General features: G+C 38.9%; 14 protein-coding genes. 7 read left to right on the forward strand and 7 right to left on the reverse strand.

All coding sequences use genetic code 11. The annotated features are described in order from the left end of the window. Window positions 1-350 precede the first annotated feature (350 nt). Window positions 351-587 carry a hypothetical protein gene (locus NFR46_RS00005; RefSeq protein WP_251573754.1) on the forward strand — a complete coding sequence of 79 codons (237 nt, stop codon included), beginning with the start codon at window positions 351-353 and terminating at the stop codon, window positions 585-587. 61 nt (window positions 588-648) lie between these two features. Here NFR46_RS00005 and NFR46_RS00010 read toward each other — a convergent pair whose 3' ends face one another. Together NFR46_RS00010 and NFR46_RS00015 are read right to left on the reverse strand one after the other, a co-directional pair. Further along, complete coding sequence (locus tag NFR46_RS00010) at window positions 649-960, reverse strand: ArsR/SmtB family transcription factor (RefSeq protein ID WP_251573755.1); 312 nt, start codon at window positions 958-960, stop codon at window positions 649-651. A 131-nt stretch (window positions 961-1091) separates the two neighbouring features. Beyond that, the gene (locus NFR46_RS00015; protein WP_251573756.1) at window positions 1092-3059 is read right to left on the reverse strand and encodes a LysM peptidoglycan-binding domain-containing protein; all 1968 of its coding nucleotides are present in this window, start codon (window positions 3057-3059) and stop codon (window positions 1092-1094) included. Between the two features lie 339 nt (window positions 3060-3398). On the opposite strand from NFR46_RS00015, the gene NFR46_RS00020 reads away from it, so the two are divergent. Continuing rightward, window positions 3399-4334: a LacI family DNA-binding transcriptional regulator gene (locus NFR46_RS00020; protein WP_251573757.1), complete on the forward strand. Its 936-nt coding sequence runs from the start codon at window positions 3399-3401 to the stop codon at window positions 4332-4334. A gap of 118 nt (window positions 4335-4452) precedes the next feature. Here the strand turns inward: NFR46_RS00020 and NFR46_RS00025 are convergent, their stop codons facing one another. Beyond that, window positions 4453-4656, reverse strand: coding sequence for an LBP_cg2779 family protein (locus NFR46_RS00025; RefSeq protein WP_251573758.1), 204 nt, complete (start codon window positions 4654-4656; stop codon window positions 4453-4455). Between the two features lie 218 nt (window positions 4657-4874). Here NFR46_RS00025 and NFR46_RS00030 point away from each other — a divergent pair, with 218 nt between their 5' ends. The 3 genes from NFR46_RS00030 (at window position 4875) to hisS (ending at window position 8199) form a co-directional block, all read left to right on the forward strand. Beyond that, window positions 4875-5492 (forward strand): LVIS_2131 family protein, encoded by a 618-nt coding sequence (locus tag NFR46_RS00030; protein WP_251573759.1) that lies wholly within the window; start codon window positions 4875-4877, stop codon window positions 5490-5492. A gap of 96 nt (window positions 5493-5588) precedes the next feature. Further along, complete coding sequence (locus NFR46_RS00035; RefSeq protein ID WP_251573761.1) at window positions 5589-6764, forward strand: MFS transporter; 1176 nt, start codon at window positions 5589-5591, stop codon at window positions 6762-6764. A 157-nt stretch (window positions 6765-6921) separates the two neighbouring features. Then, complete coding sequence (gene hisS / locus NFR46_RS00040; protein ID WP_251573763.1) at window positions 6922-8199, forward strand: histidine--tRNA ligase; 1278 nt, start codon at window positions 6922-6924, stop codon at window positions 8197-8199. A gap of 68 nt (window positions 8200-8267) precedes the next feature. On the opposite strand, the gene NFR46_RS00045 is transcribed toward hisS, so the two are convergent. The 4 genes from NFR46_RS00045 to NFR46_RS00060 form a co-directional block, all read right to left on the reverse strand. After that, on the reverse strand, window positions 8268-9269 hold the full coding sequence (locus tag NFR46_RS00045; RefSeq protein WP_251573765.1) for a D-2-hydroxyacid dehydrogenase: 1002 nt from the start codon (window positions 9267-9269) through the stop codon (window positions 8268-8270). Window positions 9270-9459: 190 nt separating this feature from the next. Continuing rightward, complete coding sequence (locus NFR46_RS00050) at window positions 9460-10791, reverse strand: dihydrolipoyl dehydrogenase family protein (protein WP_251573767.1); 1332 nt, start codon at window positions 10789-10791, stop codon at window positions 9460-9462. A 115-nt stretch (window positions 10792-10906) separates the two neighbouring features. Further along, entirely contained in the window at window positions 10907-11404 is a 498-nt protein-coding gene (locus NFR46_RS00055; RefSeq protein ID WP_251573768.1) for a helix-turn-helix domain-containing protein, read from the reverse strand. A gap of 105 nt (window positions 11405-11509) precedes the next feature. Continuing rightward, window positions 11510-12151, reverse strand: a complete 642-nt coding sequence (locus tag NFR46_RS00060; protein ID WP_251573770.1) for an NAD(P)H-hydrate epimerase — start codon at window positions 12149-12151, stop codon at window positions 11510-11512. A gap of 138 nt (window positions 12152-12289) precedes the next feature. Between NFR46_RS00060 and NFR46_RS00065 the strand changes: the two genes are divergently transcribed. Further along, the gene (locus NFR46_RS00065) at window positions 12290-12607 is read left to right on the forward strand and encodes a DUF7671 family protein (RefSeq protein WP_251573772.1); all 318 of its coding nucleotides are present in this window, start codon (window positions 12290-12292) and stop codon (window positions 12605-12607) included. Between the two features lie 354 nt (window positions 12608-12961). Continuing rightward, window positions 12962-13594, forward strand: a complete 633-nt coding sequence (locus NFR46_RS00070; protein WP_251573773.1) for a DUF3278 domain-containing protein — start codon at window positions 12962-12964, stop codon at window positions 13592-13594. Window positions 13595-13942: the final 348 nt, after the last annotated feature.

The raw sequence follows: 13942 nt of genomic DNA on the forward strand, positions 1-13942 counted from the left end.
AACATTAGCGATTAATCATGGGCTTTATCACTTAATTAAGTACAACATTATTCAGATTACTTTCGGTAACATTGTTTTTGCCTTTGTAGTAGCATTAATCATCTCGTTCTTAGCCGCATTATTGCCAGCACGGCGCGCAGCAAACTTGAACCCGATTGATGCACTTGCTGCCGATTAAATTAGAATAAATTTAGCAACCAGCGATTTAGATAAAACGAACCTGATCATTGGTTGTTTTTTTACACTTAATATACTATTTTTTGCTAAAATGACTATTTTATAATATTTAATCAAAAATATTTTTAGGCTACCCCAAATCGGCGTTATAATAGTAAGTGGAGGTGTTATAGATGACGACAGTTTATGTTCGCGATAAAGATAAAGCAACTCAAGAATTTAATTGTTCTGATGGTTCCACTGGGGTATTAAAAGTGGAAGATATGAAAACGGCACCAACATACTATTTTAAGTTTTACGCACACAGTCATCCAAGTTTTCGGTTGGCTGATAACGAATTTCATGATGGGGAAGAATTAACAATTCGGGATATTCTCGATAATGAGCAAGTAGCCCTAAAATTTATTTGATTTTAGTAATAAAAAGTGCGGCTAGACGTCTAAAAAGGTTGTCTTGCCGCATTTTATTGTATTATCGATGAATTATTTGTTCCGCATGTAAAAGAACGTCCGCAATTAATGTCATTACTTGTGGGTCTTCAAGACGGTAAATAATTGCTTTACCATCTCGTTTTTGCCCAACAAGATTGAACTGGCGAAGCAACTGTAATTGATGGGATACTCCTGATTGTTCCCAGTTCATTCGTTGACTGATCTCTGTAACACTCATTGAATCTTGAATTAAGAGATATAGTAATTGAAGTCGTTTGGGATTACCAAGTAACTTGAATAACTGGCTAATCTCCTCAATATCAGAAAAGGATCTCCCCGTTTGACTAATCATGTAATCACCCTTCTCACTATCTAAACAGGCCAAAACATATCAATAATATAATACTATTATATAACAAAAAGCGCTTAAATATGATTACTTTATCATACCTAAGCGTTTTGCCTTAATGATTTAATTATTAATTAAAGGACAATGTGTTGACCAACAATAATTTGGTTAGGGTTAGAAATATTATTTATCCGTGCTAATGTTTGGTAACTCATCCCGTAACGAGCAGCGATTGCTGAAAGAGTGTCACCAGCTTTAACGGTGTAAGAACCGTTATTGCTTGATGAAGTTGCTGCATAACGAGTGCTGGTATTGGCGTTAGCACCTAAGTTAAGAGCTTGACCAACATAGATCCGGTTAGGGTTGGAAATGTTATTTAACCGTGCCAATGTTTCATAGCTCATTCCGTAATGAGCGGCAATTGCTGAAAGTGAATCACCAGCCTTAACGGTGTAAAAGCCATTAGCGGAAGAAGCGGAAGAAGTGGTAGTAACATGATGTTGTTCAACAACATTTGATGAAGTGATCCCAGCACTTAACTTTAATACCTGACCAACATAAATGTGGTTAGGGTTAGAAATGTTATTCAACCGTGCTAATGATTCGTAACTAGTCCCATAGTGAGCAGCGATTGCTGAAAGTGAGTCACCGGCTTTAACGGTGTAGCTTCCAGTTGGAGTATTATTGGTTACTTGGTGACTTGGAGTTGAAGGCGTAGAATTAGCACTTAACTTCAATACCTGACCGACGTAGATCCGATTAGGGTTAGAAATATTATTTAAGCTTGCTAATGATTCGTAATTTGTTCCGAACCTATTAGCAATTCCGGAAAGAGTGTCGCCGGATTGAACAGTGTAGGTTCCTTTAGCATTAGTAGTTGTTGGACTAGTGTTATTGCTGTTGCTTGAAGCAGTATTACTAGTCTGTGAACTTGCTTGTTGCCGGACGAGAAGGTGTTGACCAACGTAAATCCGGTTAGGGTTGCTAATATCGTTTAGAGAAGCTAAATGGTTAACGGTAGTGCTAAACTGGTTGGCAATCCCAGAAAGGGTATCACCAGATTGAACAGTATAGTAACCAGTGATACTTACAGTTGAGCTACCACTGTTATAGTTATTGTTATCTCCATTATTATTTTTGTTAGTGACGACCTTTCCAGAAAGGGCAACTGAATCGAGTTGGGTTAAATTGTAGGACCGGACAAACTTCATTAGTGTATTAGCATAATTTGGATCGGTAGCATAGCCATCCTGGTGGAGCTTATTAGCAACGGAAGCAGGATTTGTATCGCCAAGGAGGTTTCGGTAACGGCTGTTAACATTTAAGAAGCGACCGTGGTCCTTAACGGATTCGGAATTATTAGGATATGCCCGGAAATTAGCGTTAACGTAAACGGAACGACCGCCATAAACTTCACGGGTCCGCATGGTTATGGAATGACCATTGTAGGATCCCTTGATTCCAAAGAGGTTATGGGCGCTGGTAGATAAACCAGAACGACCCCAGCTACTTTCAACGATTGCCTGAGCAACGGTAATGGATGGAAGAACGTGGTATTGGTTCCAGCCATCAACTGCTCCTTGAGCGACACTTTCAATAAATTGTTGTTGATAGGATGTGTTACTAAAGTGAAGAGAATTTAAATCAACTGAAGAAGCTGGTGCTTGAGCTGCATAGGCAGCAGTGGTGGTTGCTGAAGCAGTATTTGACTGTGGGGCAACTGAAGAGTTAGTAGCACTAGCTGGTACTGAAATGGCAGATGATGTGCTAACAGCCGAAGTGGCAGCACTAGCCTCACTAACAGCGGCACTGGTTACCTTAACATTTGATGCGGCTACAGTAGCTGAAGCAGTAACTTCACTACTGTCACTGGTAGCACTCTGACTAGCAGCAGGATCAGTTAAGCTGTTGTTAGTACTATTACTATTGGAATTAGTGGTTACTTCAGTGGCATTACTACTTGGTTGAGTTTCATCGGCATGAGCTACAGCACCGGTTGCGGTTAACAAGGTAACGGCAGTTAAACCGGCGAACATCCACTTTCGACCGCTTTTATACATCTTGTAGTGCGTTGTCGAATTTGATAGTTCTGAACGATTCATTATCTTGACTCCCCCTAGATAAACTTCTTGAAAATTTATTAACTAATCGAACAATAATTAAAAAATAACAAAAAAGTAAAATTGTTAAGAAACTATTAAGATTTCAAACTAAGTCAAAAATAGCATTATTAGCTTAAAAGAGCAAGTGATTTTAACATTTATTATTATAACTAAATTAATATTTAACTATTCTTATCAATTGAAAGGTAAAGCTCTAATACAATAACAAACAATTAACATTATAGTACCATTTGTCTGGTTAAAGTAATTTTATTTTAACTATTGCCTTTAATATTAGGATATAATGAATAACAGTTCGATAAAGATTGGGGAAGAAGTATGGTAGCTAAATTACAAGACGTGGCCAAATTAGCAGGCGTTTCAGTAACAACGGTATCACGAGTAATTAATAATTATAGTTCTTTAAGTGATAAAACAATCAAAAAGGTTCATCAAGCGATGCGCCAATTAAATTACCACCCCAATGCGCTTGCCCGTGCAATGCAAGGAAAACCTTCAAAGTTTATTGGCTTAATCTTTCCAAACCTTACTAACCCATTTTTTGCTGAATTAGTAAATGAACTGGAACATCAATTGTTCTTACAAGGTTATAAGACGATCATTGCGTCATCTGCTGAAAATCGTGAGATCGAGCATGAGTACTTAAATATGCTTTTTGCCAATCAAGTAGATGGAATTATCTCTGGTTCCCATAACCTAGGAATTGAGGAGTACCAGCAATTAACTGCGCCAATCGTTTCGTTTGACCGTTATCTTTCGGATAATATTCCAATTGTTGCTGCTGATAGTTATCGTGGTGGTCAGTTAGCTGCCCAATTTATGGTGAACCACAAAGTAAGACGGTTGGTTGCAATTGTTGATGAAGATACTTCAGTTTCACCAACATTAAACCGTCTTCAGGGAGTGGTTGACTGCCTAAATGATCAGGGACAAGATTTTACAACTTTAGCTAAAGAAGAAATTGCGAAAACTAACTTTGCCGACCAGTTTTCGGGTGTAATTGCGTCAAATGATGTCCAAGCATTAAAAATTATTTCCCAGTATCGGCAAAAGGGCTATCGACTTAATCAGGACTTCTTTGTTACTGGTTACGATGGTTCTCAACTTATTCGCCAAATTGCACCGCAGTTACCAACAGTTGTTCAGCCAATCCATGCCCTTGCTGAGAATCTTATTTCAACCTTACTTAAACGAATTGCTAATCCTACAAGTAAGGTTGATTCAGTAACATTACCGGTAAAATTTGAAGAATAAGCTTGTTTTATATAAAACAAAATGGATTTAGGTGAAATTTTTGAGTTTCACCTAAATCCATTTTTTGTTTGAGACTGTGTAGTACAATCCCTTTTATATCTAATGATTAATTTTGAAATTAATCATTACTACTACTGTTGTTACTTTGCATGAACCGTTCAATTAGTTCTGCTTCTTCTTCTGTTGCGTCACTATTACCAGATTTGATATCGTGAATTCGTTCAACTGATAAGTGGCTACCAAAGGCAACTTGGTTATCATTCATATCTTGTTCACGTTCAAATTTGATCAATTCTTGGGCAATTTCGTTCAAATTATCCATGAAATAAATTTCCCCCTTACTGCAATTAGCATGGCTAATACAAGATTAACTATTCCTATTGTAGAACATTCTTTGTTTCGATGCCAAAGTTAAGTTTATCATAGTTTTAAAAATTGAAATCGAATAAATATTTAAGTTTTGGTGTTGTGGGCGGACAAGGACGTCATTTTGTGTGATAATCAATATAAATCTATTGAGAAGAATGGAGAATTAGAATTATGAGTTGGAACTGGCTAGGCTGGTTAATGTGGATTCTTGGAATTGTATTTTTAGGCTTTGTAATTCACTATATTCGGGTAAAACAGTTAATGTTGATTGCCAAAACTAAAAAGCGGTTTGATGGTAAATTATTTATCCAGTATGTAGTGATGAGTTTAGCGGCAATTTTTTGGTTAGGTGGCTTGCTCTACCTTCACTTTCAACCAGTTGATTATAATGCTCACCAACAGATACGATTATCAACAAAGTATCAGCCATTACAATTGCATGACCAGGGAAACGATTACTACTACGTTCTTGCCAAGCGAAGTGTTGCAGGAAAAAAGACAATTGTTTCCTATACTTATTGGACTAATGATTCTAAATACATGGTTAGTTCTCATTTTAGTTCGATTAGTGATGGTGAACGACTTATCCCAGTTGAAGCGACAAACTTACCATGGAATAAGAAAAAGCTCCAAAAGATTGATAGTGAATCTGGACATGCATTTGCCGCTGTAATGACCGGACATTACCGGAACACGCCACTAAATGGTCTTAGTCTTCGTGCAAATCATGTTGCCTCTAGTTACACCCTTCTTCGGGTACCACAAAAAAACATGGTTGCTGAGCACTAGCTATTGTAAACACTAAATATGAGGCTGGGAGAAACTAACCTGGTCTCTTTCTTTTTATTAAGTAGTTCAAAAGTTGAGGAGTTAGAAAAGGAACGAATGAAAAAAGAAAAAACGGTTAAGCTAAAATGGGTTGCCCTAGCGAGTCTGTTGAATAATACGGGGGCCGCCTTTATTTGGCCACTAACGACGATGTACGTTAATAAATACTTGGGGCAAACACTAACGACAGCTGGAATAGTAATGCTGTTGGTTTCTGTTGCAATGATGTTTGGAAATTATATAGGGGGCTGGTTATTTGATCATTGGAGTTCATACCGAACAGCCTTGTTGGGAGTAATTTGTTCGACAATTCCAATTATTCTTTTAATCTTCATTCATGGTTGGCCCTGGTATGCGTTGCTAATGATAATTAACAGTTTTGGTGACGGGATTAATATGACGATCGTTAATTCCTACGGGACAGCCGTTGCCGATCATCCGGCACGTTTCGTTTTTAATTATGTCTACATGGCATTTAACGTTGGTGTAGTTTTAGGAACGCTCCTTGTTGGGGTCCTCTTACCAATTAGCGTTGTCCTTGTCTTCAGTGTTGCCGCTGTTTTCTATGTCAGCTTAACTTTGATGGTTTTGTTCACCTTTAATATTGAAGTGCGGAGTACAGGACAACGACAAACTAAGGCATCCCTTAAGGTTAAGGGACGACCAAAGTTCATTACTCTAGTAGTTTTGATCCTGGTTAACGTGATGACGATTCACATTAGTTATTCATTATGGGAGAGTGTCATGGCGGTTCACATGACTAATATGGGGATTCCATTTTATGCCTACAGCCTGTTATGGACCTTAAACGGGATTATCATTATTATCGGTCAGCCGTTAGTTAATAAGTTAAGTCCATATATGCGCCTTTCAACGCAGATTGTGATGGGAATATTGATCTTTGCTAACTCGTTTTTCTTCCTGATTTTTGCTAAAAACTTGCCAGAATTTGTAGTTGATTTTGTGATCCTAACGGTTGGTGAAACACTAAGTTTTGCCGGACTTCCTGCCTGGATTACTCAATTAACGGGAACCGAGAATGCTGGTCACTATCAAGGCCTTTACAATATTGTCATTTCCGTTGGGCGAGCAATTGGGCCATTATACGGGGGATATGTAATTGAACATGGCAATTACCAGGAACTATTTCTCTCTGTTTTTGGACTGATGCTGGTCACCTTATTGTTTGTTGGAGTTAAATTATTTCACATTCATCACCAGCAAGCCCGTTGAAAGGTACCAAAAGTCCGCTAGCTATGGTAAAATCACACATGGATAATCAGTAATAATTAAGTTTAACGATTAATTATAGAGAGACGATTTAATTTGCTAGTCGCCCTCTAAGGCGCTATGTCTTAGGAGGGCGCTTTATTTTGAAGGGAGTACCAGTATGGAATACCAAAAACCAAAAGGAACTGCAGACTTACTACCAGGAACAACTAATCTCTGGGAAAAGGTTGAAGGAGTTGCCCGTGAAGTCTTCGATCAATTTGGCTATCGCGGTATCCGGACACCAATGTTTGAAGACTATAATGTTTTTTCACGAAATGTTGGTGATACTTCAGATATCGTTGAAAAGGAAATGTATGACTTCCATGACAAGGGTGATCGCCATATTGCCCTGCGCCCAGAAGGAACTGCCGGGGTAGTTCGGGCATACGTTGAAAATAAGCTCTACGGTCCAGAATACCCGAAACCATACAAGGTTTATTACATGGGGCCAATGTTCCGTTATGAGCGGCCACAATCTGGTCGGCAACGTGAATTTCACCAAATTGGGGTTGAAGCATTAAATAATGAATCACCACAAATTGATGTTGAAGTTATTGCAATGGCAATGCAGCTTTTTAAGCGCTTTGGTGTTCCAAATGTTAAGTTAACAATTAATACTTTAGGTGATAAGAAGGTTCGCGAAGATTACCGAAATGCGTTGATTAACTTCCTAAAGCCACACTACGATGAATTAAGTTCTGATTCCCAAGAACGAATGTATCGGAACCCACTTCGGGTATTGGACAGTAAGGATGCTGGTGACCAAAAGATTGTTGCCCAAGCGCCATCTATTCTTGATTATTTAGATGATGAATCACAACAATATTTCGACCAAGTTCAGGCCCTTTTAAAGGAATTAGGAATTAAATACGAGATCGATACTAACATGGTTCGGGGATTGGATTACTACAACCACACAATCTTTGAAATTATGTCAGATTCTCCAGTATTCGGTGGTGGCTACACCACTGTTTGTGCCGGTGGTCGCTACAATGGCTTAATTAGCCAGCTTGGTGGCCCCGAAGAAGGGGGGATTGGATTCGGAATGGGTGTTGAACGGTTGATGCTCCTCCTTCAACAAGAGAACCCAAAGTTTGCCCCTAAAGATGAACTTGATGTGTTCTTTGCAAGTGCAAACGCTGATGGGGATGACTTGGCTTTTAAGATTTTGAACCAAATCCGTGATAAGGGCGTTGTTGCTGATAAGGATTACAGTGGGGTTAAGGTTGGAAAGCAAATTAAGGAGGCTTTCCGGCGTAATGCTAAGTACTTTGCTGTCTTTGGTGAGCGTGAAGTTGAGGAAGGACAATTCCAATTAAAGAACGCTGCCACTAAGGATACCGTTGATGTTAAAATTGCCGACTTTGTTGCTGAACCAACGAAGTATTTGCGTTAAAAAGAATAGGGTGGGAAAACAGTTTGTTTTCCCACCCTTATTTTGTTTAAATTATTAGTTTTATAAAATTATTTTACTTCAACCGGTGTTTCTGGAGTTTGGCCTTCCACTAACGCGAGGTTATTATCAAATGCCTTTACTACCATGTTGCGGACCGCATGGGTAGTGTAGAAGGCGGTGTGTGGAGTTACCAAAACATTAGGCTGGTCGATTAAATCTTTTAAGACCTTGTCAGGAAATTCCTTTCTAGTCCAATCTTCGTTAAAGATCCCGACTTCGTTTTCGTAGGTATCCATTACAAAGCCGAATAACTTGCCACTCTCAAGTGCGCGAACAACGGCAGCGGTATCCACTAATGGTCCTCGAGAAACATTAACAAGAACTGCGTCGTCCTTCATCTCAGCAATGGTTTCATCATTAATCATATGGTAATTACTATCCATTGCGGGAACGTGGAGAGAAACTACGTCGGCCTGCTTATACAAGTCGTCTAATGAGTCAACATAGTATCCCTTCTTGTCCAATTCAGGGTTCTTGTAAACGTCGTAGGCGATTACTTTAGCACCGAAACCTTCCATAATTTGCATGTAAACGCGACCAATATGTCCGGTCCCAATGACCCCAACAGTCTGATCACGAACTTCACGACCAATTGTTGGTGCCCAGCGAAGGTCGCCATGAGCAATTTTAGCATCAAGCCGTTTTGTTTGTCGTAAAATACGGGCTGTCTGAATTGCGGCATGTTCTGCAATTGCGTTTGGTGAGTAGACAGGAACATTGGTGATCTCAAAGCCTAATTCCTTGGCCTTATCCATATCAATGTTATCAATCCCAACGTTACGCAATGACATCCTGGTAATTCCCAGGTCAGCTAAAGCTTGGAGTGTTTCAGGAGTGTAATCTAACTGTTGGTAGACAACTACACCGTCAGCTCCCTTTGCTAACTTGGCTGTTTCAGGGGTTAATAATTTGTCCGTATAGTCTACCTCAACTGCTGGATGAGCAGCTGCCCATTCTTTTAAGTATGGTTCTTCGTCTTTACGGATACTAAAAGCAAAAATCTTACTCATAATGGTTCCCTCCATAATTAACAGTTCAACTGCAATAGTTAATTGGTTTATATTATTTTAAAAACCTTGAAATAATTATCTGGGATACCCTGAGTAAAATCAAGCGTATTGCACGATGGCTCATGGATTTAAACTAAAAATAAGAAATAATCGCAACAATGTTCTCTTGATAAAGAAGTGGTCATAAATTTTACGGTAATAATCCGCCAACTTTATCGGCAAGAGTGGGGTAAATTGCCATTACTTTTTGCCGATACTCAGCGCCAGTAATATTCAAGCCGATAATTGGTAAGAAGTTATTAATATCGTCAGCCGCGTAATCACCCATTTCGCTTGCACCCACTAGTTGTTGCCCTTTAAAGACTAGTGTTAGGGTACTTATTTTGTCATTTTGGCCAGCATAAAGGCTACTATATTTAAGTGGGATTGTCTTTACTTTATATTGTGGATTACTTTCAACTTCATTAGGGTTAACTCCGGCGCGGGCGACTTCAGGAAAAGTAAATGCCGCTTGACCAATGGTCGGGTAAGTAATCTTTTGGTTTGTTTTACCAGTTAGGTAGTTAAAAAGGTATTGCCCTTCAAATTCAGTGACAGGAGTTAACTTTGGTTGTGTTCGGCTGACAACATCCCCAATTGCGTAAACTCCTTCAACTGATGTCATCAGGTGGCCATCAACCTTAATTCCGTGCCGATCATATTTAATACTAGTGTTTCCTAATGCTAGCTTTTCTATGTTTGGATGGCGACCAGTTGCGTTGAGGACATAATCAGTTTTTATTTCCCCGTGGTCAGTTGTAATTAATAATCCCCTTTCGCGTTGGCTTATTTTTTGTGTATCGGTGTTAAAGCTGAACTTGATTCCCCGTTCTTCCATTGCTTCAACAAGGGCCTGATCTTCCGCCTTGGTAAATTCACGAAGGACACGATCGGAGTGAACGATTATTGTAACCTCAGCTCCAGCTGCTGCCACTAGTGTTGCTAACTCTAAACCAACGAATCCAGCACCGATTACCGTAATTCTTTTAGGAAGTTCTTTTAGTGAAAGAAGATCATAATTAGTGTGCAAATATTCTTTACCGGGGATGTCTAAAATGTTAGGCGTTTGGCCAGTTGCGATAATGATATGGTCTGCTTGATATTGGTGACCATTGACGCTAACCGTTTTATTATCAATAAAACTGGCATAGCCGTCTTCTATATCATGACTTCTCTTAATGATATCCCGAGTTTCAGCTGGCCATGGATCAAAACGGTTAAGTTTAGTTTTCATTAATGATTTCCATTCGAGCTTTGCTGGTTGACTAATTCCATGACCAAGGAGCTGTTGTGATTGAAGAACTGGACGGACGGCGCCTTCAAGGAAGATCTTTGGTTCACAACCATAATTAGGACAGGTTCCTCCGTATTCGAAACCTTCAATAACAAGAACCTTATGTTTCGTCTTTGCCAGTAGATTTGACATCTTGTATGCAGCTGGACCAGAACCAATTAAAATCTCATCATACTTCTTCATATCCATCCCTCCAAAATTCTTGTGTTGTTAGGTTAAGTGTAGTCTAAATCATGGATAGGGTAAAATAAAATTCTAGACAAAAAATCCCCAGAGCTAATACAAAGCTCTGGGAAAATTTAGTTTATTTACAATTACAAATGGCATTTAAGCCAGTGTAGTTAACATCACGATTCTTGTAGTCTTCGAGAAGAATATTAATGATCCGGTCAAGATCACGTTGTTCATTCTCACTCAAAGAACGGTAAGCTGCTTCAGCAATCTTTTCACGACGGGTGAGGAGCTTATGGGCAACTTCGATTCCTTCATCGGTTAAGCGAATCCGATATTTATCATTATCGGTTGTGGTTGTTGCGAGATTATTATTAACTAGAGCACTAGTGGCATTATCCAATTCACTTGGACGGAAATCATAGTCAAAGATTAATTGATCACTAGTAAGGCCATCCTTATGATCACGAAGGATCCGAAGAAGATGGTGGAAATTGTGCCGATCTGGGTATCCAGGTAAGCAGTATTCACCATGGCGTTCTTCATCGATGTGAACTTGGCACTTTAACATTTCTTGGTACTTTTCAAATTCTTTAATATCGAGAAATAATTTAGTTGTTAATTCTGACATTTCATTACCTCCAATTCGGGCTATAGCGTCATACCTTTCATTAATATAATAATATCAATAATAGAAAAATGTTACTATAACGACTTGGAGAGGGAAAATAAATGATTAGTCCTTTACTGGGTAAGTTCCCATATCGCTAGCGACTACGACCCGGCCAGCATAATCTTTACCATGACCTTTAGTTAAACCGATCTTATTCAAGGCAAAGGTAACGGTTGCAGTTGCTTTAACAGCGACACCCATTATTTCACCGGTATCGGTATTAATTCCTGATGGCATATCAACAGCGACAACTACGGCATTCCGATCATTGATAGCGCGGATTACATCAGCATAACTTCCTTCAACTGGCCGGTCAATTCCGATTCCGAAGATGGCATCGACAATTAGCGATGCATCGTTGAGAACATCAAGATCTGTAGTTTGGGGAATCTTGTAGTATTGGCAGATGTGATCCTGAACTTTGTGCTCTTCTGAGGCGTGTTCGGGATTGCCGACATTAAGAATAGTAACTTTTACACCGGCAATATGGAGGAGGCGGGCAATGTCGAGTCCATCGCCACCATTATTTCCACTTCCAGTGACAATGACAACATTTTGCAGGTTGAGTGGGAATGCGTTTAAAATCTCATCCCGAACTGCTAAAGCTGCCCGTTCCATCAATACTAATGATGGGATCCCAATTGTGTTAATTGTGTATGAATCATAGTGCCGCATTTGTTCAGCGGTAATCGCATCTTCTGCCATAATAGTAACCTCCTGAATAGATAAGCTACCTTTAGCTTAGCACTTTTTGGTAAGAGTAGGTGAAGGATAAGTAGAGTAGAATCTCTAGGAGAAGACAGGTAAAATATGGGTAGTTCAAAAGTTCGGAGGAAGATAACGGTGAGTAAAAAGGGAAAATACGAAGTACAGCGGTTTACGTGTATTCCAGTTGAAACTGATGATAACGGGAAATACCAATTAAAGGTCGATCAGCAAGGTAACGCTAAGATCCATATTTGGCGAACCGGAAAACACACCAAGGGGAAGTACCAACGACCGGGCCAATTAATGTTGACGGAAAATAACCTGATGGCGGTTATCATTGCGGCTGAACCAATGGTATTTAAGGATCGCCACAGTGAAACGCCACTCCAACGTTTTTTGACAACCTTTGTGGATGATGCAGTTTTGAAGCAGGGGTTAGCTTTGATGAAATAACTGGAAAAATAACCTAAGATTAGTTCAGAAGCTATGACATAATTAAAAATACTACAGCGCAGTACACAAAGGGGCTCTAGCGTTTGGATTTTCCGAACGCTAGAGCCCCTTTGTGCTTACGGGGTTTCCAAAGGCTAACTGCGTGTCGAATAACGAACTAGCAAGTTAGTTCTGTCACACTCTCTTTTTTAGAAAAATCTGGAAATATGTCATGTATAGTTGACGTGAAAAATATGGGATGATATGATTCTAATATCAAATGTCATGTATATATGACATTAAAATGATTGATAATTAACTGGAATAGGCATCCCAAATACAAAATTTGGTTTATTCTCTGGGAGGAAGCTAAGCATGAGAGAAACAGTTGGTACGAAAGTCATTAAGTGGTTCTATGGTATTCGAGGGCCATTAGATGAATATCGACGAAATGAAATTAATCGAATTGGTAATAATATTGCGATCTTTTTATTAATGTTTAACTTGTTACTTGCATTCATTGCTAGTCTAATAATTCTTGCTACCGATAATTATGAATTTACTCTTAGCGTTGTAGTAGGTTCAATGCTATTCGTTGTTTTTGGTATTTATATATATATTATCTACGAAATCGAACATCATCGTCTGGCACAAGTTGATATTGATGCCAAACAAGTAGTAAAGACTAAGAAAAAGATATTTAAAAAAGCCATTGGTTTAGGAGTTTACTTTGCTGTCGGGATGTATTGCTTAAATATCCTTACTGATTGGTTACCTGATCGGGGTTCTATCGTTCCGTTACTGACAGAGCGATCGAGGGTCATTGAGGCTATTATTATGGGAATTTATTTTGGTTCAGCAATGATGCTTGTTGATTTTCATCATATTAAGAAAAATCCTGAGAGAATTGACGGCAGGGCTTCATCGATTTGGCAACAACAAAAAAGGTGGTCAATTATTTGTATCATTCTCATAGTTGCCGCATTGTTTGCGATTTGTTTATTTTAACTAACGTTTTGGCTAAAGTTTAAATAATTTAGTAAGCTTTTATTCAAAAAGCTATTGCTAGTTAATTAGATCACATGCTATAACCAATTTATTCCATGTAGGTGTCCATAATTTGGATGCAAAAGAGGTACCCATCCCATAACCTAGTCGGGGTACCTCTTTTTTTGTTTAAACAACTAGTCAATGTCTAAATTAGATATCTATATTATGTTAACGAGGGAGCAATCTACCACTAAATACCTGAAATTAATATTTAGATACTTAACAGTATTTGCCGAATTAATAGTCGTTAAATCGTTGTCATGACGCTAATGCAAACAATCTTTGCTTGCCAGTAATTCCTTGGCC

The organism is Limosilactobacillus agrestimuris, from assembly GCF_943193105.1.
Classification (GTDB): Bacteria; Bacillota; Bacilli; order Lactobacillales; family Lactobacillaceae; genus Limosilactobacillus; species Limosilactobacillus agrestimuris.